Origin of the sequence: Cytobacillus oceanisediminis, from assembly GCF_003182355.1 — a bacterium.
Taxonomy (GTDB): domain Bacteria; phylum Bacillota; class Bacilli; order Bacillales; family Cytobacillaceae; genus Cytobacillus; species Cytobacillus oceanisediminis_A.
Genome location: NZ_QGTW01000021.1, coordinates 34142 through 51396 on the forward strand (window position 1 = coordinate 34142; position 17255 = coordinate 51396).

The 17255-nt window shown below is 41.8% G+C and carries 32 protein-coding genes; all 32 read left to right on the top strand.

Annotated elements, in window-relative coordinates:
• The first annotated feature begins 89 nt into the window (after nt 1–89).
• The 32 genes from tuf (at nt 90) to rplQ (ending at nt 17213) form a co-directional block, all read left to right on the top strand.
• Nucleotides 90–1277, top strand: a complete 1188-nt coding sequence (gene tuf / locus DFO73_RS25815) for an elongation factor Tu (RefSeq protein WP_110067547.1) — start codon at nt 90–92, stop codon at nt 1275–1277.
• Nucleotides 1278–2253: 976 nt separating this feature from the next.
• Nucleotides 2254–2562, top strand: coding sequence for a 30S ribosomal protein S10 (gene rpsJ / locus DFO73_RS25820; RefSeq protein WP_009336571.1), 309 nt, complete (start codon nt 2254–2256; stop codon nt 2560–2562).
• Between the two features lie 36 nt (nt 2563–2598).
• Entirely contained in the window at nt 2599–3225 is a 627-nt protein-coding gene (rplC, locus tag DFO73_RS25825; RefSeq protein WP_110067548.1) for a 50S ribosomal protein L3, read from the top strand.
• A gap of 28 nt (nt 3226–3253) precedes the next feature.
• On the top strand, nt 3254–3877 hold the full coding sequence (gene rplD, locus DFO73_RS25830) for a 50S ribosomal protein L4 (protein ID WP_110067549.1): 624 nt from the start codon (nt 3254–3256) through the stop codon (nt 3875–3877).
• The gene (rplW, locus tag DFO73_RS25835; protein ID WP_034262861.1) at nt 3877–4161 is read left to right on the top strand and encodes a 50S ribosomal protein L23; all 285 of its coding nucleotides are present in this window, start codon (nt 3877–3879) and stop codon (nt 4159–4161) included. The genes rplD and rplW overlap by 1 nt, the downstream gene beginning before the upstream one ends.
• Nucleotides 4162–4190: 29 nt before the next feature.
• Entirely contained in the window at nt 4191–5021 is an 831-nt protein-coding gene (gene rplB, locus DFO73_RS25840; RefSeq protein ID WP_110067550.1) for a 50S ribosomal protein L2, read from the top strand.
• Nucleotides 5022–5081: 60 nt separating this feature from the next.
• The gene (gene rpsS / locus DFO73_RS25845; protein ID WP_009336580.1) at nt 5082–5360 is read left to right on the top strand and encodes a 30S ribosomal protein S19; all 279 of its coding nucleotides are present in this window, start codon (nt 5082–5084) and stop codon (nt 5358–5360) included.
• 18 nt (nt 5361–5378) lie between these two features.
• Nucleotides 5379–5720, top strand: a complete 342-nt coding sequence (rplV, locus tag DFO73_RS25850) for a 50S ribosomal protein L22 (RefSeq protein ID WP_009336582.1) — start codon at nt 5379–5381, stop codon at nt 5718–5720.
• A gap of 3 nt (nt 5721–5723) precedes the next feature.
• The gene (rpsC, locus tag DFO73_RS25855; protein WP_009336585.1) at nt 5724–6380 is read left to right on the top strand and encodes a 30S ribosomal protein S3; all 657 of its coding nucleotides are present in this window, start codon (nt 5724–5726) and stop codon (nt 6378–6380) included.
• A gap of 1 nt (nt 6381) precedes the next feature.
• Complete coding sequence (gene rplP / locus DFO73_RS25860; RefSeq protein WP_009336587.1) at nt 6382–6816, top strand: 50S ribosomal protein L16; 435 nt, start codon at nt 6382–6384, stop codon at nt 6814–6816.
• Entirely contained in the window at nt 6806–7006 is a 201-nt protein-coding gene (gene rpmC, locus DFO73_RS25865; protein WP_009336588.1) for a 50S ribosomal protein L29, read from the top strand. The genes rplP and rpmC overlap by 11 nt, the downstream gene beginning before the upstream one ends.
• A gap of 21 nt (nt 7007–7027) precedes the next feature.
• Complete coding sequence (gene rpsQ / locus DFO73_RS25870) at nt 7028–7291, top strand: 30S ribosomal protein S17 (RefSeq protein ID WP_110067551.1); 264 nt, start codon at nt 7028–7030, stop codon at nt 7289–7291.
• A 40-nt stretch (nt 7292–7331) separates the two neighbouring features.
• Nucleotides 7332–7700: a 50S ribosomal protein L14 gene (rplN, locus tag DFO73_RS25875; protein ID WP_066441555.1), complete on the top strand. Its 369-nt coding sequence runs from the start codon at nt 7332–7334 to the stop codon at nt 7698–7700.
• 36 nt (nt 7701–7736) lie between these two features.
• A complete protein-coding gene (gene rplX / locus DFO73_RS25880) occupies nt 7737–8048 on the top strand; it encodes a 50S ribosomal protein L24 (RefSeq protein WP_110067552.1) in 312 nt (103 codons plus the stop codon).
• Between the two features lie 26 nt (nt 8049–8074).
• A complete protein-coding gene (gene rplE, locus DFO73_RS25885) occupies nt 8075–8614 on the top strand; it encodes a 50S ribosomal protein L5 (RefSeq protein WP_110067553.1) in 540 nt (179 codons plus the stop codon).
• 25 nt (nt 8615–8639) lie between these two features.
• Nucleotides 8640–8825 carry a 30S ribosomal protein S14 gene (gene rpsN / locus DFO73_RS25890; RefSeq protein WP_009336593.1) on the top strand — a complete coding sequence of 62 codons (186 nt, stop codon included), beginning with the start codon at nt 8640–8642 and terminating at the stop codon, nt 8823–8825.
• 29 nt (nt 8826–8854) lie between these two features.
• Nucleotides 8855–9253 (top strand): 30S ribosomal protein S8, encoded by a 399-nt coding sequence (rpsH, locus tag DFO73_RS25895; protein WP_110067554.1) that lies wholly within the window; start codon nt 8855–8857, stop codon nt 9251–9253.
• 31 nt (nt 9254–9284) lie between these two features.
• Nucleotides 9285–9821 (top strand): 50S ribosomal protein L6, encoded by a 537-nt coding sequence (gene rplF / locus DFO73_RS25900; RefSeq protein WP_110067555.1) that lies wholly within the window; start codon nt 9285–9287, stop codon nt 9819–9821.
• 32 nt (nt 9822–9853) lie between these two features.
• Complete coding sequence (rplR, locus tag DFO73_RS25905) at nt 9854–10216, top strand: 50S ribosomal protein L18 (RefSeq protein WP_110067556.1); 363 nt, start codon at nt 9854–9856, stop codon at nt 10214–10216.
• Nucleotides 10217–10240: 24 nt separating this feature from the next.
• Nucleotides 10241–10741, top strand: a complete 501-nt coding sequence (gene rpsE, locus DFO73_RS25910; RefSeq protein ID WP_009336597.1) for a 30S ribosomal protein S5 — start codon at nt 10241–10243, stop codon at nt 10739–10741.
• 13 nt (nt 10742–10754) lie between these two features.
• The gene (gene rpmD / locus DFO73_RS25915) at nt 10755–10937 is read left to right on the top strand and encodes a 50S ribosomal protein L30 (RefSeq protein WP_009336598.1); all 183 of its coding nucleotides are present in this window, start codon (nt 10755–10757) and stop codon (nt 10935–10937) included.
• 32 nt (nt 10938–10969) lie between these two features.
• The gene (rplO, locus tag DFO73_RS25920) at nt 10970–11410 is read left to right on the top strand and encodes a 50S ribosomal protein L15 (protein ID WP_009336599.1); all 441 of its coding nucleotides are present in this window, start codon (nt 10970–10972) and stop codon (nt 11408–11410) included.
• The gene (gene secY, locus DFO73_RS25925) at nt 11410–12705 is read left to right on the top strand and encodes a preprotein translocase subunit SecY (protein ID WP_110067557.1); all 1296 of its coding nucleotides are present in this window, start codon (nt 11410–11412) and stop codon (nt 12703–12705) included. Before rplO ends, secY begins: the two co-directional genes overlap by 1 nt.
• Before the next feature lie 59 nt (nt 12706–12764).
• Nucleotides 12765–13415 carry an adenylate kinase gene (locus tag DFO73_RS25930; RefSeq protein WP_110067558.1) on the top strand — a complete coding sequence of 217 codons (651 nt, stop codon included), beginning with the start codon at nt 12765–12767 and terminating at the stop codon, nt 13413–13415.
• A complete protein-coding gene (map, locus tag DFO73_RS25935) occupies nt 13412–14158 on the top strand; it encodes a type I methionyl aminopeptidase (RefSeq protein ID WP_110067559.1) in 747 nt (248 codons plus the stop codon). The genes DFO73_RS25930 and map overlap by 4 nt, the downstream gene beginning before the upstream one ends.
• Nucleotides 14159–14174: 16 nt before the next feature.
• Nucleotides 14175–14510, top strand: a complete 336-nt coding sequence (locus DFO73_RS25940) for a KOW domain-containing RNA-binding protein (protein WP_110067560.1) — start codon at nt 14175–14177, stop codon at nt 14508–14510.
• Nucleotides 14488–14706 (top strand): translation initiation factor IF-1, encoded by a 219-nt coding sequence (gene infA / locus DFO73_RS25945; protein ID WP_066192222.1) that lies wholly within the window; start codon nt 14488–14490, stop codon nt 14704–14706. The genes DFO73_RS25940 and infA overlap by 23 nt, the downstream gene beginning before the upstream one ends.
• Nucleotides 14707–14741: 35 nt before the next feature.
• Complete coding sequence (gene rpmJ / locus DFO73_RS25950; protein ID WP_000868344.1) at nt 14742–14855, top strand: 50S ribosomal protein L36; 114 nt, start codon at nt 14742–14744, stop codon at nt 14853–14855.
• 22 nt (nt 14856–14877) lie between these two features.
• Nucleotides 14878–15243 (top strand): 30S ribosomal protein S13, encoded by a 366-nt coding sequence (gene rpsM / locus DFO73_RS25955; protein WP_110067561.1) that lies wholly within the window; start codon nt 14878–14880, stop codon nt 15241–15243.
• Nucleotides 15244–15264: 21 nt separating this feature from the next.
• The gene (gene rpsK, locus DFO73_RS25960) at nt 15265–15654 is read left to right on the top strand and encodes a 30S ribosomal protein S11 (RefSeq protein ID WP_110067562.1); all 390 of its coding nucleotides are present in this window, start codon (nt 15265–15267) and stop codon (nt 15652–15654) included.
• 174 nt (nt 15655–15828) lie between these two features.
• Nucleotides 15829–16773 (top strand): DNA-directed RNA polymerase subunit alpha, encoded by a 945-nt coding sequence (locus tag DFO73_RS25965; protein WP_026583683.1) that lies wholly within the window; start codon nt 15829–15831, stop codon nt 16771–16773.
• Between the two features lie 77 nt (nt 16774–16850).
• Complete coding sequence (gene rplQ / locus DFO73_RS25970) at nt 16851–17213, top strand: 50S ribosomal protein L17 (protein ID WP_110067563.1); 363 nt, start codon at nt 16851–16853, stop codon at nt 17211–17213.
• The last annotated feature ends 42 nt before the right edge of the window (nt 17214–17255 follow it).

Consider the following 17255-nt stretch of genomic DNA (forward strand, 5'->3'; position numbering starts at 1 on the left):
TATTGTAGGCAAAAAGTGCTGTGGATAGGGCAACCTCTCCACAGCAACAAAATACTTAACTTTTATAATCTAAAGGAGGATTTTTCAAAATGGCAAAAGCTAAATTTGACCGTTCAAAACCCCATGTTAACATCGGTACTATCGGACACGTTGACCATGGTAAAACTACTTTAACTGCAGCTATCACAACTGTTCTTTCTAAGAAGGGCGGCGGTGAAGCACGCGGATACGATCAAATCGACGCGGCTCCAGAAGAGCGCGAGCGTGGAATCACAATCTCAACTGCACACGTTGAGTACGAAACTGATAACCGTCACTATGCACACGTTGACTGCCCAGGTCACGCTGACTATGTTAAAAACATGATCACTGGTGCTGCACAAATGGACGGCGGAATCTTAGTTGTTTCTGCTGCTGACGGCCCAATGCCACAAACACGTGAGCACATCCTTCTATCTCGCCAGGTAGGTGTACCTTACCTTGTTGTATTCATGAACAAGTGTGACATGGTTGACGATGAAGAACTTCTTGAGTTAGTAGAAATGGAAGTACGTGACCTTCTTTCTGAGTACGACTTCCCAGGCGATGATATCCCTGTAATCAAAGGTTCTGCACTTAAAGCTCTTGAAGGAGAAGCTGAGTGGGAAGCTAAAATCGAAGAACTTATGGCTGCTGTTGACGAGTACATCCCAACTCCAACTCGTGACACTGACAAGCCATTCATGATGCCAGTTGAGGACGTATTCTCAATCACTGGCCGTGGAACAGTTGCTACAGGACGTGTTGAGCGTGGACAAGTTAAAGTTGGTGACGTAATCGAAATCATCGGTTTAACTGAAGAGCCAAAATCAACTACTGTAACTGGCGTTGAAATGTTCCGTAAGCTTCTTGACTATGCTGAAGCTGGAGACAACATTGGTGCTCTTCTTCGTGGTGTTGCACGTGAAGAAATCCAACGTGGACAAGTACTTGCTAAGCCAGGTTCAATCACTCCACACACTAAGTTCAGAGCAGAAGTATACGTTTTATCAAAAGAAGAAGGTGGACGTCATACTCCATTCTTCACAAACTACCGTCCCCAGTTCTACTTCCGTACAACTGACGTAACTGGTATTTGTAATCTTCCTGAAGGCGTAGAAATGGTTATGCCTGGAGATAACATTGAAATGACTGTAGAACTAATTGCTCCAATCGCTATTGAAGAAGGTACTAAATTCTCTATCCGTGAGGGTGGACGTACTGTTGGCGCTGGCGTAGTTGCTACAATCCAAGAATAATTATAAGAACAGATGGGTGACGACCCATCTGTTTTTTGTTTTTTGACAGGCTAATTGGATTAGCGAAAATCTTGAAAATGAGTCTCTATTATATGTACACGGTGCTGATGTTTTATATATTAAACAAAAATTTTGTGGATCAAATTGAATTTGGAATTCATTAGAGCAAGGTGTAACGTAGAAGGAAAGTCTACAATATAGAAGATATATTTATTTATGTAAAAATATTATTCCTCTAGAAAATGACAGAGATCATACAAAATGGATCTGATTGTGGTGAATAGTGCCTGTTAGATGAGAAAACCAGCAACAAATGGAACTAATCGTGTTGAATAGTGCCTGTTAGATCAGCAAACCAGTAACAAATGGAAATATCGTGAAGAATAGTGCCTTTCGATAGAGAAAGCCAGCAGCCATTGGAATTATCGGAAAGAATAGGTCATTCTAAAGACAAATCATTAAACGCAGAATCAGATTAGCCTAAACAGTACTGTCGACTAAATCTGCGATTATTGTTCGCAGAAAGGTGTGGCAATGAATTGAATTAGTTAACGATTTAAATTCATCAAATAAGCTCCTAGCTAATAAAACCAAACCCAAACATTTAAAAACTCTATACAACGCAACATTCGCTTAAAAAATAAAGATTCTTAAACCGAGTTTCTTCTATATAATAACCGCACTATAATTCCCCCTTGAACCTTACTTCAATGCCTAAATGAAATATTTTGACTTCTTCCATTCCTATTGAAAACTCACGAGATTGTCGTTATAATAGTAAAAGTGTGCGAAACATAAAGAAATAACATATTCTTGTTGCATTTCATTTATTGTTTCTGTATAATAGACAATGTTGGTCTTTGACTGCGATGATGTGAAAGGTTGCTGACACACCCGGCCGCTTTGCCATGGCGAGTGTGTGGGAAATTTTCACGGAGAATGTCTATATTAAAATAGGCGAAAAGGAGGGAAAATAATGGCAAAACAAAAAATTCGTATTCGTTTAAAAGCGTATGATCACAGAATCCTTGATCAATCTGCTGAAAAGATTGTTGAGACTGCAAAACGTTCTGGTGCGGCTGTATCTGGTCCGATTCCATTACCAACTGAGAAGTCAATTTACACAATTCTTCGTGCGGTTCATAAGTATAAAGATTCTCGTGAGCAGTTCGAAATGCGTACGCACAAACGTCTTATCGACATCGTTAACCCAACACCACAAACGGTTGATTCATTAATGCGTTTAGACCTGCCGTCTGGTGTAGATATCGAAATCAAACTTTAATAATAAATAACAACAAACTTAGGAGGTGTGACTGAAATGACCAAAGGAATCTTAGGAAGAAAGATTGGTATGACTCAAGTATTTGCTGAAAACGGAGATCTTATCCCGGTAACAGTTGTTGAGGCAGCTGCGAACGTTGTTCTTCAAAAGAAATCAGTTGAAACTGATGGATACGAAGCAATCCAAGTCGGATTTGAAGACAAACGCGACAAGCTATCCAACAAGCCTGAAAAAGGACATGTTGCTAAAGCAAACACTGCTCCTAAGCGCTTCGTTCGTGAATTCCGCGGAGCTGATTTAGGACAATATGAAGTTGGTCAAGAAGTCAAAGTTGATATATTCGCTGAAGGCGAAACTGTTGATGTAACAGGAATCTCAAAGGGTAAAGGTTTCCAAGGTGCAATCAAGCGCCACGGACAATCTCGCGGACCAATGGCTCACGGTTCTCGTTACCACCGTCGCCCTGGTTCAATGGGTCCTGTAGCTCCAAACCGTGTATTTAAAGGTAAGTTATTGCCTGGACGTATGGGTGGAGAGCAAATCACTGTACAAAACCTTGAAATCGTAAAAGTTGATGTTGAACGCAACTTGTTATTGATCAAAGGTAACGTACCTGGTGCTAAAAAAGCATTACTAAAAATCAGAAGTGCGGTAAAAGCATAATAATTAAACCGGAAAGGAGGAAAACAGAATGCCGAAAGTAGCATTGTTTAACCAAAGCGGATCTAAAGTTGGTGATATCGAACTTAATGATGCGATCTTTGGTGTTGAGCCTAACCAGCACGTATTATTCGAAGCGGTTGTTATGCAAAGAGCTTCATTACGTCAAGGGACTCATAAAACTAAAATTCGTTCTGAAGTAGCGGGCGGAGGACGCAAGCCATGGCGCCAAAAAGGCACAGGCCGTGCTCGTCAAGGTTCCATCCGTTCACCACAATGGCGCGGAGGCGGTACTGTATTTGGTCCTGTACCACGCAGCTACAGCTACAAATTACCTAAAAAGGTTCGCCGTTTGGCAATCAAATCTGCATTATCTTCTAAAGTATTAGAAGAAAACATCCTAGTATTAGAAGGCCTTGCTTTCGAAACTCCTAAAACAAAAGACTTCAAAGGTGTATTAAATGGTCTTTCTGTTGATTCAAAAGCACTTATCGTTACTGCTGACCTAGAGGAAAACGTGGCATTATCTGCTCGTAACATCCCTGGTGTAACAGTTGTATCTGCTTCTGGAATCACTGTTTTAGATGTTTTAAACCATGATAAGCTAATCATGACAAAAGCAGCGGTTGAAAAAGTAGAGGAGGTGCTTGCATAATGGATGCACGCGAAATCATTAAGCGCCCCGTTATCACTGAACGTTCTACTGATATTATGGCTGATAAAAAATACACGTTTGAAGTTGACGTTAGAGCTAACAAAACTCAAGTTAAAGATGCTGTAGAACAAATCTTCGGCGTGAAAGTTGAGAAAGTTAACATCATGAACTATAAAGGCAAGTTCAAGCGTATGGGCAAATTTGGCGGTTACACAAACAAACGCCGTAAAGCGATTGTAAAATTAACTGCTGATAGCCAAGAAATCGAATTATTTGAAGCTTAATACTTTAACTAGAAGAGGAGGGAAACGAAATGGCGATTAAAAAGTATAAACCTACCTCTAATGGTCGTCGCGGCATGACGGTTTCTGATTTCGCAGAAATCACGACTAATCAACCGGAAAAGTCTTTACTTGCTCCTTTAAAGAGAAAAGGCGGCCGTAACAACCAAGGTAAGTTGACAGTTCGTCATCAAGGCGGCGGTCATAAACGTCAATATCGTTTAATCGATTTTAAACGTAACAAAGATGGCATTCCAGGACGCGTTGCCACAATCGAATATGATCCAAACCGCTCTGCAAATATTGCATTAGTAAACTATGTGGATGGAGAAAAGCGTTACATCCTTGCACCTAAGAATTTAGAGGTGGGCATGGAAATAATGTCTGGTCCAGAAGCTGACATCAAAGTGGGTAATGCACTTCCACTTATCAACATTCCAGTGGGTACTGTAATCCACAACATCGAATTGAAGCCTGGTAAAGGCGGACAATTAGTACGTTCTGCAGGTACTTCTGCACAGGTTCTTGGTAAAGAGGGCAAATACGTACTAGTTCGTTTGAACTCTGGTGAGGTTCGCATGATTCTTGCTGAGTGCCGCGCTACTGTTGGTCAGGTCGGCAACGAGCAGCACGAGCTTATTAACATTGGTAAAGCAGGACGTTCACGCTGGTTAGGCAAGCGCCCAACTGTACGTGGTTCTGTAATGAACCCTAACGATCACCCACACGGTGGTGGTGAAGGACGTGCGCCAATCGGACGTAAGTCTCCAATGACTCCTTGGGGCAAGCCAACACTTGGTTACAAGACACGCAAGAAGAACAACAAATCGGATAAATTTATCGTACGTCGTCGTAAAAAATAACGGGATTGTACTACGGTTCCACATAAGAACCGTAGAGCAATCACGAAGGGAGGTTCAATCATGGGTCGCAGCTTAAAAAAAGGACCTTTTGTTGATGAACATTTAATGACAAAGATCGAAAAGCTAAACGAAACTGAAAGCAAGCAAGTTACAAAAACTTGGTCTCGCCGTTCTACGATCTTCCCACAATTCATCGGACACACAATCGCAGTTTATGATGGTCGTAAACATGTGCCTGTATACATCACTGAAGACATGGTAGGCCACAAGCTTGGAGAATTTGCTCCAACTCGTGCGTATAAAGGCCATGGCAATGATGATAAGAAAACAAGACGTTAATGAGAGGAGGGCATTCTAATGCAAGCTAAAGCTGTTGCAAGAACAGTTCGTATTGCTCCTCGTAAAGCTCGTTTAGTCGTAGATTTAATTCGAGGAAAGCAAGTAGGCGAAGCAGTGGCGATTTTAAATCTTACACCTAAAGCTGCTTCTCCAATCGTAGAGAAAGTATTAAAATCTGCACTGGCTAACGCTGAGCATAACTACGAAATGGACGTTAACAATTTAGTAGTTGCTCAAGCATTCGTAGACGAAGGACCGACTTTAAAACGTTTCCGTCCTCGCGCTATGGGCCGTGCAAGCCAAATTAACAAACGTACTAGTCATATTACTATCGTTTTATCAGAAAAGAAGGAGGGATAATCAGTGGGTCAAAAAGTAAATCCAGTCGGTTTGCGTGTCGGAGTCATCCGTGATTGGGAGTCAAAATGGTACGCAGGCAAAGACTATGCTGATCTTTTACACGAAGACCTTAAGGTTCGTGAGTACATCACAAAGCGTCTAAGCGATGCTTCTGTTTCTAAAGTAGAAATCGAACGTGCTGCTAACCGCCTGAACATCACAATCCACACTGCGAAGCCAGGAATGGTTATCGGTAAAGGTGGTACTGAGGTTGAAGCACTTCGTAAATCTCTTAACTCATTAACTGGCAAGCGTGTTCATATCAACATTCTTGAAATTAAAAGAGCAGATATCGATGCGAAATTGGTAGCGGAAAACATTGCTCGTCAATTAGAAAACCGCGTATCTTTCCGTCGTGCTCAAAAACAAACTATTCAACGTGCAATGCGCGCTGGCGCTAAGGGTATCAAAACAATGGTATCTGGTCGTTTAGGCGGTGCTGATATCGCTCGTTCAGAATCATACAGCGAAGGAACAGTTCCACTTCATACTCTTCGTGCTGATATCGATTATGCTACAGCTGAAGCTGATACAACTTACGGTAAATTGGGCGTAAAAGTATGGATCTATCGTGGAGAGGTCCTTCCTACGAAGAAGAAAACTGGGGAAGGAGGCAAATAATATGTTATTGCCAAAACGCGTAAAATATCGTCGTGTACACCGCGGAAAAATGCGTGGTCAATCAAAAGGCGGCACTGAAGTAAACTTCGGTGAATACGGTCTTCAAGCACTTGAGGCTTCTTGGATCACTAACCGTCAAATTGAATCTGCACGTATTGCAATGACTCGTTACATGAAACGTGGCGGTAAAGTTTGGATTCAAATTTTCCCGCATAAGCCTTACACTGCAAAGCCTCTAGAAGTCCGCATGGGTTCTGGTAAAGGTGCTCCAGAAGGTTGGGTAGCAGTAGTTAAGCCTGGAAAAGTAATGTTTGAAATTGCTGGTGTATCTGAAGAGATCGCTCGTGAAGCATTACGCCTTGCATCACACAAACTTCCTGTTAAGTGCAAGTTTGTAAAACGAGAAGAAATTGGTGGTGAATCAAATGAAAGCTAATGAAATTCGTGACCTTACCACTGCCGAAATAGAACAAAAAGTAAAATCATTAAAAGAAGAGCTTTTCAACCTTCGCTTTCAATTGGCGACTGGACAACTTGAAAATACAGCTCGCATTCGTGAAGTACGCAAAGCGATTGCCCGCATGAAAACTGTTATTCGTGAAAGAGAAATCGGCTTTAGCAAGTGATATTGAGAGGAGGTTCGCACAATGAGTGAACGCAACCAACGCAAAGTTTACACTGGACGCGTAGTTTCTGACAAAATGGATAAGACAGTTACAGTCCTTGTAGAAACTTACAAAAAGCATCCATTATACGGTAAACGCGTTAAGTACTCTAAAAAGTTTAAGGCTCATGATGAGCAAAACGAGGCAAAAATTGGCGATATCGTTCGTATTATGGAAACTCGTCCACTATCTGCGACTAAACGCTTCCGTCTTGTAGAAGTAGTTGAAAAAGCAGTAATTATCTAATTGTACGGAATAAGCTTTATCCCGAAGGGAGGTTACACACATGATTCAACAAGAATCACGTTTAAAAGTTGCTGACAACTCTGGTGCTCGTGAGGTACTTACAATTAAAGTTCTTGGTGGCTCTGGCCGCAAAACTGCTAATATCGGCGATGTAATCGTTTGTACAGTGAAACAAGCAACACCAGGTGGCGTTGTTAAAAAAGGTGATGTTGTTAAAGCAGTAGTAGTTCGAACAAAGAGCGGTGTACGCCGTAATGACGGTACTTACATTCGTTTCGATGAAAACGCATGTGTAATTATTCGTGATGACAAAGGCCCGCGCGGAACTCGTATCTTCGGACCTGTTGCTCGTGAACTACGCGACAACAACTTCATGAAAATTGTATCTTTAGCTCCAGAAGTATTATAAAAACAAATCAAATTGCCTTTAAGGAGGTGCGCACAGATGCATGTGAAAAAAGGTGACAAAGTTATGGTCATCTCTGGTAAGGATAAAGGCAAAACGGGCGTTATTCTTGCAGCGTTCCCTAAACAAAGTCGAGTACTTGTTGAAGGTGTGAACATTGTTAAGAAACACTCAAAGCCTTCACAGATGAATCCGCAAGGCGGAATTATCAGCCAAGAGGCACCTGTTCATGTATCAAACGTTATGCCTGTCGATCCTAAGTCTGGTGAACCAACTCGTGTAGGCTATAAAACGGTTGATGGCAAAAAAATACGTGTAGCAACAAAATCCGGTGAAGTTCTAGATAAATAGTTTAAAGAAGAAGGGAGGTACAATGAATGAACCGCCTAAAAGAAAAACAAGTAAAAGAAATTACTCCTGCTCTAATGGGCAAGTTTAACTATAAATCAGTTATGCAAGTACCTAAGCTTGATAAAATCGTTATCAACATGGGTGTTGGTGACGCTGTTCAAAACGCAAAAGCACTAGATAAAGCAGTTGAGGAATTAACGTTGATCACTGGTCAAAAGCCGGTTATCACTCGCGCTAAGAAATCAATCGCTGGCTTCCGTCTTCGTGAAGGTATGCCAATCGGTGCAAAAGTTACTCTTCGTGGAGAGCGCATGTATGAATTCTTTGATAAGTTAGTATCTGTATCTCTTCCACGTGTACGTGACTTCCGCGGTATTTCCAAGAAGTCATTTGACGGCCGTGGTAACTATACTCTAGGTGTCAAAGAACAGTTGATCTTCCCTGAGATTGATTACGATAAAGTAAGCAAAGTTCGTGGTATGGATATCGTTATCGTAACTACAGCTAACACTGATGAAGAAGCTCGTGAACTTTTAACTCAATTTGGAATGCCATTCCAAAAGTAATCGCTAAATAGAGGGAGGCGAAAACGTGGCTAAAAAGTCAATGATTGCGAAGCAAAAACGCACGCCTAAACATAAGGTACAAGAATACACACGCTGCGAACGTTGCGGACGTCCACATTCTGTATACCGTAAATTTAAGCTTTGTCGTATTTGTTTCCGTGAATTAGCATATAAAGGACAAATTCCTGGCGTGAAAAAAGCTAGCTGGTAAACCCCAAGTATGGGAAGGAGGTAAAAACAATGGTCATGACAGATCCAATTGCAGACTTGCTAACTCGCATCCGTAATGCGAATATGGTTCGTCACGAAAAATTAGAAGTTCCTGCTTCTAATATCAAAAAGGAAATTGCTGATATCTTAAAGCGTGAAGGTTTTGTGCGTGATGTTGAGCTTATCGAAGACAACAAGCAAGGTATCATCCGCATTTTCTTGAAATACGGTTCAAACAACGAACGCGTTATCACTGGTCTTAAGCGTATCAGTAAGCCTGGTCTTCGCGTATATGCAAAGGCTGATGAAGTACCTCGCGTACTTAACGGTCTTGGAATCGCACTAGTTTCTACTTCTCAAGGAGTTCTTACTGACAAAGAAGCTCGCGCTAAACAAGTCGGCGGAGAAGTTTTAGGATACGTTTGGTAATAGAGTTTTTCATGAATGGAGGTGCAATTAAATGTCTCGTATAGGTAAAAAACCAATCGAAATTCCATCTGGTGTTACTGTTACTTTTGACAAGAACACTGTAACTGTAAAGGGTCCTAAAGGTGAGCTTTCACGTTCATTCAACCCTGATATCGAAATCAAAGTGGAAGAAAACGTAATTAACGTTTCCCGTCCATCTGATGCAAAAGAACACCGCGCATTGCACGGAACAACTCGCGCACTTCTTGCTAACATGGTTGAGGGCGTATCCAAAGGATTTGAAAGAGGACTTGAGCTTATCGGTGTCGGTTACCGTGCTCAAAAACAAGGTAAAAAACTTGTTTTAAACGTTGGTTACTCTCATCCTGTTGAAATTGAGCCTGAAGAAGGTCTTGAAATCGAAGTACCATCTAACACAAAGGTAATTGTTAGAGGTACTAACAAAGAGCGTGTTGGTGCATTAGCTGCCAACATCCGTGAAGTTCGTCCTCCAGAGCCTTACAAAGGTAAAGGTATCCGTTATGAAGGCGAATATGTTCGTCGTAAAGAAGGTAAAACAGGTAAGTAATGCCGCATAGGTAAACGAAAGGAGTGACCGAAATGATTACGAAGGCTGATAAAAATGCAGTTCGTAAGAAAAGACATGCTCGTGTGCGTGCGAAGCTTTCTGGAACTGCGGCTCGTCCTCGTTTAAATGTGTATCGTTCAAACAAACACATTTATGCTCAACTTATTGATGATGTAAACGGAGTTACTGTAGCAAGTGCTTCTACATTAGATAAAGAGGTAAACCTTGATGCTACTGGCAACGTTGATGCAGCAGTTAAGGTTGGAGAATTAGTTGCAAAACGTGCAGTCGAAAAAGGCGTTAAAGCTATCGTTTTCGATCGTGGTGGCTATCTATATCATGGACGTGTTCAAGCATTAGCAGATGCAGCACGTGAAAATGGTTTAGAATTTTAATAGACAAAGGAGGGACACAAAAAGATGCGTCGTATTGATCCAAACAAACTTGAACTTGAAGAGCGTGTAGTTACGGTTAATCGTGTAGCAAAGGTTGTTAAAGGTGGACGTCGTTTTCGTTTCTCTGCTCTTGTAGTAGTAGGTGACAAAAACGGTCACGTTGGCTTTGGTACAGGTAAAGCACAGGAAGTTCCTGAAGCGATCCGCAAAGCAATTGAAGATGCTAAGAAAAACTTAGTCGAAGTGCCTATGGTTGGAACTACAATTCCTCACCAGGTAATCGGACATTTCGGTGCTGGAGAAATCCTTCTTAAGCCTGCTTCTGAAGGTACTGGAGTAATCGCCGGCGGTCCAGTTCGTGCGGTTCTAGAATTAGCTGGTGTTGGTGATATCTTATCTAAATCTCTAGGTACAAACACACCAATCAACATGGTTCGCGCCACTTTGAACGGTTTAACACAATTAAAACGTGCTGAGGACGTAGCGAAATTACGTGGTAAATCAGTAGAAGAACTGTTAGGATAAGGAGGGATATCAAATGGCGAATAAACTAGAAGTTACCCTCACTCGCAGCGTGATTGGTCGCCCGCAAGACCAGCGCGAAACAGTTAAGGCTCTTGGCTTACGTAAAATGCACCAGACAGTTGAGCATCAAGATAATCCTGCTATCCGCGGAATGATCAATAAAGTTGCTCACCTTGTTGTGGTAAAAGAAAAATAATTCTATTCTTCTACAAATAAGGAGGTGCCAACATGAAACTTCATGAATTAAAGCCTGCAGAAGGTTCTCGTCAAGAACGCAAACGCAAAGGCCGTGGTATCGGTTCCGGTAACGGTAAAACTGCTGGTAAGGGTCATAAAGGTCAAAACGCTCGTTCTGGCGGCGGTGTCCGTCCTGGATTCGAGGGTGGTCAAACACCTTTATTCCAACGCTTGCCTAAGCGCGGTTTCACTAATATCAACCGTAAAGAATACGCGGTTGTGAACCTTGATGCTCTAAACCGTTTCGAAGACGGAGCAGAAGTAACTCCTGAGCTTCTTATCGAAACTGGTGTAGTAAGCAATGAAAAAGCAGGAATCAAGATTCTTGCAAAAGGCAAAGTTGAGAAAAAGCTTACAGTTAAAGCTCATAAATTCTCCTCTGCTGCAAAGGAAGCTATTGAAGCTGCCGGCGGTCAAACTGAGGTGATTTAATGTTTCAGACAATCTCCAATTTTATGCGCGTGGGTGATATAAGACGAAAGATTATTTTCACCCTTTTAATGCTGATCGTATTTCGCATCGGTACATTTATCCCTGTACCGGGCGTAAATGCTGATCTTTTAAAAGCCCAGGATGAACTTAATGTATTCGGTGTCCTGAATACATTCGGCGGCGGGGCGCTCCTTAACTTCTCGATCCTTGCTATGGGGATCATGCCGTATATTACTGCTTCCATCATCGTGCAGCTATTGCAGATGGATGTAGTTCCTAAGTTTACGGAATGGTCTAAGCAAGGTGAGGTTGGACGCCGTAAGTTAGCTCAGTTTACCCGCTATTTTACTATCGTGCTTGGTTTTATCCAGGCTCTCGGTATGTCTTATGGGTTTAATAACCTTGCAGGCGGAATGCTGATTGAGAATCCGGGAATAGGATCATATTTGTTAATTGCTGTAGTATTGACTGCCGGAACTGCATTTTTAATGTGGCTGGGTGAGCAAATTACTTCAAAAGGCGTTGGCAATGGAATCTCCATCATTATCTTTGCTGGTATCGTAGCTGGTATACCTTCAACGGTTAACCAGATCTATGCACAGCAGTTTGAAAATGCAGGTGAACAGCTATTCCTTCGCATTGTGACAGTAGTGCTTATCTTAATCGCAGTTGTTGCTATTGTGGTGGGTACAATCTTTATCCAACAAGCATTAAGAAAAATTCCTATTCAATACGCTAAGCGTGTGACTGCAGGAAAAAATTCTGCTGGCGGACAATCAACGCATCTTCCGTTAAAAGTTAATGCAGCTGGTGTAATTCCAGTAATCTTTGCCATTTCATTTATCATTACTCCAAGAACCATCGCTGGTTTCTTTGAGCAAAATGATGTTACGTTATGGATTCAAAGAATATTTGACTATACGACTCCAATCGGAATGGTCATTTATAGTGCATTAATTATTGCATTTACTTATTTCTATGCTTTCATTCAAGTGAATCCGGAGCAAGTTGCGGAGAACCTGAAGAAGCAGGGCGGTTATATTCCGGGCATTCGTCCAGGAAATAATACGCAGGAATATTTAACTCGCGTCTTATACCGTTTAACTTTTGTTGGTGCGCTGTTCCTAACAGTTATTTCAATTCTGCCGGTATTCTTCATTAATATCGCTGGATTGCCTGAATCTGCACAAATCGGGGGCACAAGCCTGCTAATCGTTGTCGGTGTTGCACTTGAAACAATGAAGCAGCTTGAAGCACAGCTAGTTAAGCGTCATTATAAAGGTTTCATAAAATAATTTGGTTGAAGGGGACAGCGTGTTCCCTAAAACCATTTAGAGACTAGGGGGAAATTGACGTGAATTTAGTATTAATGGGGCTCCCTGGTGCCGGTAAAGGTACACAAGCTGAGAAGATCGTCCAAAAATACGGCATCCCTCATATCTCTACTGGAGATATGTTCCGTGCGGCTATTAAAGACGAAACGGAACTAGGCCTTAAAGCAAAATCATTCATGGATAAAGGCGAACTTGTACCTGATGAAGTTACAATCGGCATAGTCCGTGAACGTTTAAGCAAGGATGATTGCGAAAAAGGCTTTTTGCTTGATGGCTTCCCAAGAACGGTAGCCCAAGCTGATGCCCTGGAGGACATCCTTTCTGATTTGAATAAAAAAATAGATTATGTCATTAATATTGATGTTGATCAGAGCATTCTAATGGAACGTCTTACCGGACGCCGCATCTGTAAGGAATGCGGAGCTACTTATCATCTAGTATTCAATCCTCCAGCGAAAGACGGAGAGTGCGATCGCTGCGGCGGAGAGCTGTACCAGCGTGCTGATGATAACGAAGCTACTGTTCAGAATAGACTTGACGTTAATATTAAACAAACAAAACCGTTGCTTAATTTCTACGAAACGAAAGGATATCTGCGCAATATTGATGGTCAGCAAGATATTAATAAAGTATTTTCTGATCTTGATGCTTTGCTCGGGGGCTTACAATGATCATTTGCAAAACCCCGCGTGAAATTGAGATAATGCGTGAGGCCGGCAGGATCGTAGCACTTACACACGAGGAACTGAAGAAACATATTGAACCTGGAATCACGACCCGGGAGTTAGATGAAATTGCTGACAAGTTTATTCGTAAACACGATGCAATCCCATCTTTCAAAGGGTATAATGGTTTCCGCGGCAGCATATGTGCCTCAGTTAACGATGAACTTGTTCATGGCATTCCTGGTGATAGAGTTTTAAATAACGGTGATATAATCAGCATTGATATTGGTGCTAAATATAACGGTTATCATGGTGACTCAGCCTGGACTTATGCGGTAGGCAAAATTGATGATGATGCCCAGCGTCTTATGGATGTGACGGAGGAATCATTATATAAAGGCCTGGCAGAAGCAAAACCGGGTGAGCGCTTGTCGAACATCTCCCATGCTATCCAAACGTATGCGGAATCTAATGGCTTTTCCATTGTGCGCGAGTATGTTGGCCATGGTGTAGGGCAAGACTTACATGAGGATCCCCAAATTCCTCATTATGGACCGCCCAACAGAGGGCCGCGTTTAAAGCCGGGTATGGTACTTGCTATTGAACCGATGGTGAATGCAGGAAGTCGTTATGTGAAAACGTTAGCCGACAATTGGACTGTTGTGACGGTTGACGGGAAAATGTGTGCACACTTTGAGCATACAATAGCGATCACTGAATCCGGTTATGAAATATTAACAAAAGCCTAAGGTGCAGGTGATTCCATTGGTTGATTCTGATTCGAATCCGCAGCCTGGTCAAATTGTTTTGATCAAACGCGGGCGCGATGCTGGTCAATATGCTATAATTATAAGGTTGATGGATGAAAGGTTTGTTTTTCTAGCTGACGGTGACAAGAAGAAATTCGATCGCCCAAAGAAAAAGAACATTCAGCATCTGCAATTGCTTAATTATATCTCTCCAGAAGTTCAGAGCAGTCTCAAAGAGACCGGCCGTGTAACAAACGGAAAGTTGCGCTTTGCTCTTGCAAAGTATGTAAATGAATTCGTATATGATATGAAGAAGGGAGAATCGTTCAATGGCGAAAGACGATGTAATTGAAATAGAAGGCACAGTTATTGATACTTTGCCAAATGCAATGTTTAAGGTAGAATTAGAAAATGGTCATACAGTGCTGGCTCATGTTTCCGGTAAAATCCGAATGCACTTCATTCGTATCTTACCAGGAGATAAAGTAACAGTTGAGCTATCTCCATATGATTTAACACGTGGCAGAATCACTTATCGTTTTAAATAATCATTGCACTCCGTACTATTAAGGAGGTTAGGATAATGAAAGTAAGACCATCAGTTAAACCAATCTGCGAAAAGTGTAAAGTTATCCGCAGACGTGGAAAAGTAATGGTTATCTGTGAAAACCCTAAACATAAACAAAAACAAGGCTAAAATGAAGGAGGTGCGCTAACGAATGGCACGTATTGCTGGTGTAGATATTCCACGTGAAAAGCGTGTAGTAATCTCATTAACTTATATCTTTGGTATTGGTAAATCTACAGCTCAGAAGATCCTAGCTGAAGCTGGTGTTTCTGAAGACACTCGTGTTCGTGATTTAACGGAAGACGAATTAAACAAAATCCGTGACATCATTGACAAATTAAAAGTTGAAGGTGACCTTCGCCGTGAGGTTTCACTTAACATCAAGCGTTTAATGGAGATCGGAAGCTATCGCGGTCTACGTCATCGCCGTGGTTTACCGGTTCGCGGACAAAACACTAAAAACAACGCACGTACACGCAAAGGTCCTCGTAAGACTGTAGCGAACAAGAAGAAATAATCGGTAAAGGAGGTACTATAAATGGCTCGTAAAACTAATACACGTAAACGTCGTGTGAAAAAGAATATTGAACAAGGTATTGCACATATCCGTTCTACTTTCAATAACACAATCGTAACTATTACTGATGTTCATGGAAATGCTGTTTCCTGGTCAAGTGCCGGAGCTCTTGGATTTAGAGGTTCTCGTAAATCTACTCCATTCGCAGCTCAAATGGCAGCTGAAACTGCAGCTAAAACTTCTCAGGAACATGGTATGAAAACCCTTGAAGTAACTGTTAAAGGACCTGGTGCAGGACGTGAAGCTGCTATCCGTGCTCTTCAAGCTGCCGGTCTTGAGGTTACTGCAATCAGAGACGTAACTCCTGTTCCACATAACGGATGTCGTCCACCAAAACGCCGCCGTGTATAATTTTTCTGTATAGATTTTGTATCCTTGTCTATAATGGGATATGATACTAATTTTTTAGCTCATACAGAACAATTATTCCAGTTGTTGTGCACAAAACGGGAACGTATACATGGGGGAATTTCGGTTAGAGATTGCTAGCCGGGGTTTCGACGTTTTGAAGGAGGGTATATTTTGATGATCGAAATAGAAAAACCAAAAATCGAAACGGTTGAGATCAGCGATGATGCCAAGTACGGCAAGTTCGTCGTAGAGCCACTTGAGCGTGGGTATGGTACAACTTTGGGTAACTCCTTACGTCGTATCCTTTTATCCTCACTCCCAGGTGCCGCTGTCACATCGATCCAAATTGATGGGGTACTTCATGAGTTCTCAACAATTGAAGGCGTCGTAGAAGATGTAACATCTATCATTTTAAACATTAAAAAACTAGCACTTAAAATCTACTCTGATGAAGAAAAGACATTGGAAATAGATGTACAGGGTGAAGGTGTAGTAAAAGCAGCTGACGTAACTCATGACAGTGATGTTGAAATCCTTAATCCGGACCTTCATATCGCTACTCTTGGTTCAAATGCCCACTTGCGCATGCGCTTAACTGCGAAGCGTGGACGCGGTTATACACCAGCTGACCAAAACAAGAGAGAAGATCAGCCAATTGGTGTGATTCCGATCGATTCCATCTACACTCCAGTAGCTCGTGTTTCTTATCAGGTAGAGAATACACGTGTAGGGCAAATGACTAACTATGATAAGTTAACATTCGATGTTTGGACTGACGGAAGTACGGGTCCTCAAGATGCGGTTGCACTTGGAGCGAAGATCTTAACTGAGCATTTGAATATCTTTGTCGGATTAACGGATGAAGCTCAAAATGCCGAAATCATGGTTGAAAAAGAAGAAGATCAAAAAGAGAAAGTACTTGAGATGACAATTGAAGAACTGGATCTTTCTGTACGTTCTTACAACTGTTTAAAGCGTGCTGGCATCAATACTGTTCAGGAATTAGCCAATAAGACTGAAGAGGATATGATGAAGGTTCGGAACTTGGGCAGAAAGTCTCTTGAGGAAGTAAAACATAAATTAGAAGATCTTGGACTGGGCTTACGCAAAGACGATTGATTAGTTAACACTATTTAATTATGATTTATGTTTGCTTTCAGCAGATTGAATAACTTCAACAAAGGAGGGAAACTTTCATGGGATACAGAAAGTTAGGACGCACTAGTGCACAACGTAAAGCTATGCTGCGTGACTTAGCAACAGATCTAATCATCAATGAGCGCATCGAAACAACTGAAGCTCGTGCGAAAGAACTTCGTTCAGTTGTTGAGAAAATGATCACTCTTGGAAAGCGTGGCGATTTGCATGCTCGTCGTCAAGCATCAGCTTTTGTACGCAATGAGGTAGCAAACGCTGAAACTAACCAAGATGCAGTTCAAAAACTATTCAGCGACATCGCAACTCGTTATGAAGAGCGCCAAGGCGGATACACTCGTATTATGAAGCTTGGACCTCGTCGTGGAGACGCTGCGCCAATGGTAATTATCGAGTTAGTATAATTTTAAGGAAAAGGGCGCGGGACAGTTTAATCAGAAACTTGT

What these genes read in the sequence shown, in the direction of transcription:
- rpsJ (WP_009336571.1), top strand. Translation starts at nt 2,254, where the DNA reads ATGGCAAAACAAAAAATTCGTATTCGTTTAAAAGCGTATGATCACAGA.
- rpsQ (WP_110067551.1), top strand. Translation starts at nt 7,028, where the DNA reads ATGAGTGAACGCAACCAACGCAAAGTTTACACTGGACGCGTAGTTTCT.
- rpsE (WP_009336597.1), top strand. Translation starts at nt 10,241, where the DNA reads ATGCGTCGTATTGATCCAAACAAACTTGAACTTGAAGAGCGTGTAGTT.
- rplQ (WP_110067563.1), top strand. Translation starts at nt 16,851, where the DNA reads ATGGGATACAGAAAGTTAGGACGCACTAGTGCACAACGTAAAGCTATG.
- secY (WP_110067557.1), top strand. Translation starts at nt 11,410, where the DNA reads ATGTTTCAGACAATCTCCAATTTTATGCGCGTGGGTGATATAAGACGA.
- rplE (WP_110067553.1), top strand. Translation starts at nt 8,075, where the DNA reads ATGAACCGCCTAAAAGAAAAACAAGTAAAAGAAATTACTCCTGCTCTA.
- rplN (WP_066441555.1), top strand. Translation starts at nt 7,332, where the DNA reads ATGATTCAACAAGAATCACGTTTAAAAGTTGCTGACAACTCTGGTGCT.
- infA (WP_066192222.1), top strand. Translation starts at nt 14,488, where the DNA reads ATGGCGAAAGACGATGTAATTGAAATAGAAGGCACAGTTATTGATACT.
- rpsK (WP_110067562.1), top strand. Translation starts at nt 15,265, where the DNA reads ATGGCTCGTAAAACTAATACACGTAAACGTCGTGTGAAAAAGAATATT.
- rpsM (WP_110067561.1), top strand. Translation starts at nt 14,878, where the DNA reads ATGGCACGTATTGCTGGTGTAGATATTCCACGTGAAAAGCGTGTAGTA.
- rpmD (WP_009336598.1), top strand. Translation starts at nt 10,755, where the DNA reads ATGGCGAATAAACTAGAAGTTACCCTCACTCGCAGCGTGATTGGTCGC.
- rplR (WP_110067556.1), top strand. Translation starts at nt 9,854, where the DNA reads ATGATTACGAAGGCTGATAAAAATGCAGTTCGTAAGAAAAGACATGCT.
- rplW (WP_034262861.1), top strand. Translation starts at nt 3,877, where the DNA reads ATGGATGCACGCGAAATCATTAAGCGCCCCGTTATCACTGAACGTTCT.
- rplO (WP_009336599.1), top strand. Translation starts at nt 10,970, where the DNA reads ATGAAACTTCATGAATTAAAGCCTGCAGAAGGTTCTCGTCAAGAACGC.
- map (WP_110067559.1), top strand. Translation starts at nt 13,412, where the DNA reads ATGATCATTTGCAAAACCCCGCGTGAAATTGAGATAATGCGTGAGGCC.
- rplD (WP_110067549.1), top strand. Translation starts at nt 3,254, where the DNA reads ATGCCGAAAGTAGCATTGTTTAACCAAAGCGGATCTAAAGTTGGTGAT.
- DFO73_RS25965 (WP_026583683.1), top strand. Translation starts at nt 15,829, where the DNA reads ATGATCGAAATAGAAAAACCAAAAATCGAAACGGTTGAGATCAGCGAT.
- tuf (WP_110067547.1), top strand. Translation starts at nt 90, where the DNA reads ATGGCAAAAGCTAAATTTGACCGTTCAAAACCCCATGTTAACATCGGT.
- rplV (WP_009336582.1), top strand. Translation starts at nt 5,379, where the DNA reads ATGCAAGCTAAAGCTGTTGCAAGAACAGTTCGTATTGCTCCTCGTAAA.
- rpmJ (WP_000868344.1), top strand. Translation starts at nt 14,742, where the DNA reads ATGAAAGTAAGACCATCAGTTAAACCAATCTGCGAAAAGTGTAAAGTT.
- rpmC (WP_009336588.1), top strand. Translation starts at nt 6,806, where the DNA reads ATGAAAGCTAATGAAATTCGTGACCTTACCACTGCCGAAATAGAACAA.
- rplP (WP_009336587.1), top strand. Translation starts at nt 6,382, where the DNA reads ATGTTATTGCCAAAACGCGTAAAATATCGTCGTGTACACCGCGGAAAA.
- rplX (WP_110067552.1), top strand. Translation starts at nt 7,737, where the DNA reads ATGCATGTGAAAAAAGGTGACAAAGTTATGGTCATCTCTGGTAAGGAT.
- rplC (WP_110067548.1), top strand. Translation starts at nt 2,599, where the DNA reads ATGACCAAAGGAATCTTAGGAAGAAAGATTGGTATGACTCAAGTATTT.
- rpsS (WP_009336580.1), top strand. Translation starts at nt 5,082, where the DNA reads ATGGGTCGCAGCTTAAAAAAAGGACCTTTTGTTGATGAACATTTAATG.
- rplF (WP_110067555.1), top strand. Translation starts at nt 9,285, where the DNA reads ATGTCTCGTATAGGTAAAAAACCAATCGAAATTCCATCTGGTGTTACT.
- rpsH (WP_110067554.1), top strand. Translation starts at nt 8,855, where the DNA reads ATGGTCATGACAGATCCAATTGCAGACTTGCTAACTCGCATCCGTAAT.
- rplB (WP_110067550.1), top strand. Translation starts at nt 4,191, where the DNA reads ATGGCGATTAAAAAGTATAAACCTACCTCTAATGGTCGTCGCGGCATG.